Annotated in this window: 2 protein-coding genes; one reads left to right on the top strand and one right to left on the bottom strand. The window is 51.6% G+C overall.

Features of this window, described 5'->3' with window-relative positions:
• Positions 1-2873 (top strand): DUF6543 domain-containing protein (locus M0974_RS18690; protein WP_297840000.1); only part of this gene is annotated, 2873 nt, incomplete at its 5' end.
• A 39-nt stretch (positions 2874-2912) separates the two neighbouring features.
• Here M0974_RS18690 and M0974_RS18685 read toward each other — a convergent pair.
• On the bottom strand, positions 2913-3251 hold a 339-nt coding region (locus M0974_RS18685), incomplete at its 5' end, for an acyl-CoA dehydrogenase C-terminal domain-containing protein (protein ID WP_297839997.1).

The following is a 3251-nucleotide window of genomic DNA, read 5'->3' as shown; positions in this document are numbered from 1 at the left end:
TTTCCATGACGCTTACCGAGGCCATGCTGCGAAACTGGCAGCAGAACGGCAGCGGAGATTTCTTTGAGCACCTCAGCAGGCTTGAGGGCTATCGGCCAGGAGGCTATGCGGTCAACGTTGTTCACAGTCCTCTTGCGCTTTGGAATTGTGTCGCCTATGAGGCTGTTTACCGTAAAACCAGCCCCCAACGGTACGACGTGTCCACGCACCTGCATATCCGAGCCGACGAATTCAAACAGTACGTGTGGGACTGCAATCTCCAGGCGCATTACCAAGCGCGGCTTGGCCAGTTTTGGAAAGAGCACGGGGCCCATTACCACTTCCTCATTAAGGGTTCGCTACTAAAAGCCGTGTATACGCAGGCGGCGGCCGGGGCGTTGACGGTTGAAGATAAAAGCTTTTTGTTGAGGGCTTTAGGGCTGGATGCAGAGCAGGCATGGGAAACCCTGACGTGGGAGCATTTCGTCAATGCCCCGCTTTTAAGAACCGCTACCTTTCGTGAGTTGGTTGTTTACCGGTATACCGCCACCGACATCATTGCCATCAGAAATGAGTTAACGGGCCGGGTCATTATTTACATTCCAGGTAATTCATTTCCTTTGCATGGTTTTGATTCTGAGCGGTTGGCCACGGATTGGTTAGGGCAGCAATGCCGGGATCCTCGAAAAAGGAAAGCACTGGAAAGCCATTTCAGGATGGAAGACGACGGTGACGGGCCATTTTTAAGTGGTTTACATGCGGCGCTGGCAGGCTTGGCGGTTTATCCAAAATTCCTGAATCAGGCGACGGGCTATTGGCCCCCTCATTCCACCATAACGTTTGGTGCTGCTATTGAATGGCCGTTTTCTCATTTTCGGCAAAACCTCAAGGACCGTTTGGATTCAGACGCCGTGCAGTCGATACATACCCAAAGTGATTATTGGAAGGCGGCGGCGGCCCACGGCATAAATGACGCCATTCTGGTCTTGGGAGCGGTTGTCATGGTGGCGCCTGAAGTAGCCCCTCTACTCGCCGCGCTGTCGATTGCGTTAGTCGGTGCGGGCGTCGACGAGATTGTTGAAGGGAAAGATAAGGCCGAGAAAGAACAAGGGGTCGCAGACATCCAATTTGGTGTGTTGAACGCCTTACCCATTATTGCCGAGGGTGTTATTGGCGTGGTTGAGGCCGGGCGAGTTGCCCGCGAAGTCGCAGAACCCTCCGAATGGGGCGATGAGATAGGCGTCGAGACTGGCGTTGCTGAAACACCTACAAGCGTGGCCGCAAAAGATGAGCAAGCCAGGGTCTCGGAGCAAGCCAGGCATAAGACGATTGATGATACTGAACGTGGTTATGGCATTGAACCCGCGGGCCTTCGCTCATTGCGTCCGATTATGCGAACTAAGCTCCAAGCGCTTGAGTATCCTGAACCGCTTAGACACGGCGCATGGTCATCAGCCAACGGTGCTAACGAGACCTATCAGGTGGTCAACTATCAAACCGATGTGACTGAGTATTTCATTCGGCTGCATTCAAAGCTGTATCGCGTTGAATGGGTGGATGCGGTCAGCCAGTTTCGCATTCTCCCGCCGTATGGCGAAGGTCCGCTTGGTCCGTTTGTCAAAGAGCTAAGCCTTGGGCAATGGGACCTGGATTTGAAGCCTGGTTTGCGAGGTGGTGAAAGTTTTGACGGTTCGTTGCTGCCTCCTATAAGTGAAGGTATTACTCCCCAACCACCAGAAACGCCCATTGTTCTTCAGCCTAACGCCCCGAAAATCCAGATAGAAATACCCATTGATGGAATTGAGACAGTAGGGCACAAGTATTTCATTGAACTGGCGGGTAAACGTACGCGTGTTTATTATGACGCGAACCCTGAGCTCCCGGGCTGGACATTAAGTAACCTCGATTACGTGTGGAGAGACGCGGGGGGTGAATGGCAAAGCGGTGATGCAATCGCGTATAAAAAAATCGAAGCCAAGCTTGCTCAAAGTGAGGATTACCAACTCTATACGTTTCCTCGCCTGCCAAAGCTACCCACCGACGCCACTCCTATCCCTCGTCATGTTCACCATATCTGGATGGGTAATCGGCTGCCCGGTGATGATTTATTAAGTCTTTTGTCGGAAAACTCAGCGAAAAGCCCGGACCTGCAATTTACCCTTCATATCGATATAGACAAGGAACTTGCATTTCACGATTTGTCCGCCCGCTTTGCTAATCATCCCAACATTCATATTTCCCAGCTCAAAGACGAAGCTTTTTATTCGGGCTTTTTGAAAAGTGAAAATGCCCCGATATTCAATTATTTTCGCTTTGGGGATTACCAAAACCTGGCGGCTGCTTCCGACGTGCTTCGTTATTGCATGATCGATGAGTACGGTGGGATCTACATGGACTGTGACGACAGGATCATGCGATCTTTTTCCGGTATTAAATTGGAGGCGGGTCCAAGTGATGTGCTAATGGGCAACAGACTTCAAGCCCCCTCATTTAACTACGTGGGTCCCAATACTAGCCATTTTGCAAGCCGTCCTAACAATCCTGTATTAAAAGAGCTGTTACGGGAAATGCGTAGGCGTTTCGCGAATGAAGACCCTGCTTTTTTTACTGCACCTCGACCGCATATCGACAGATCAACGCCAGAGCTCTACGCCGCATCGAAAGCGGCGATGAGTCCGTACATGATAAAAATATTCGAATTAACAGGCCCCCGGGTATTTTCGGACGTCATCGGTAAGCTGCGGCCCGACTACTTTCATGTGTTGGAGCAAAGTTTTGATCCGGACATAATCATTGCTGCGGCGTACACCGAGCGATTGAATACAACCAGAGACTTCTATTTTCCGTTTAAGAGTAAGGCGATGATCTCGGCAGGGAGCGCAAATGAATGGTAAGTGGCCATTACGCTTGAGCGCCGGTTTCAATAGTCTGAATTAAAACCACTCATCCTGCATCGACAAGCAGGTGTCATCCCGCGCTTCCAGGATCGCTAGCTCGTGATGGCAACCCGGTACTTCCCATGTCAGGAAGTATCGGGCGGCTTGCAGCTTGCCTTTATAGAAGCCCACGTCGGCCTCATTACCCTTGGCTAACCCTTCCTCTGCCCGAATCGCCTGTTCCAGCCAGCGCCAGCCAATCACTGTGTGGCCGAAGACTTTCAGGTACAGCGCTGAGTTAGCCAGGCTGCTGTTGACTTTTCCTTGGCTCAGATCGGTGAGCAGGCCGATGGTCACCACTTGCAGGCGGGCAATCAGCTGTTCCAGCGGTTGGCG

The organism is Pseudomonas sp., assembly GCF_026224925.1.
In the GTDB taxonomy this organism is placed as follows: Bacteria; Pseudomonadota; Gammaproteobacteria; order Pseudomonadales; family Pseudomonadaceae; genus Aquipseudomonas.
This window is presented reverse-complemented; position numbering and strand designations above follow the sequence as displayed.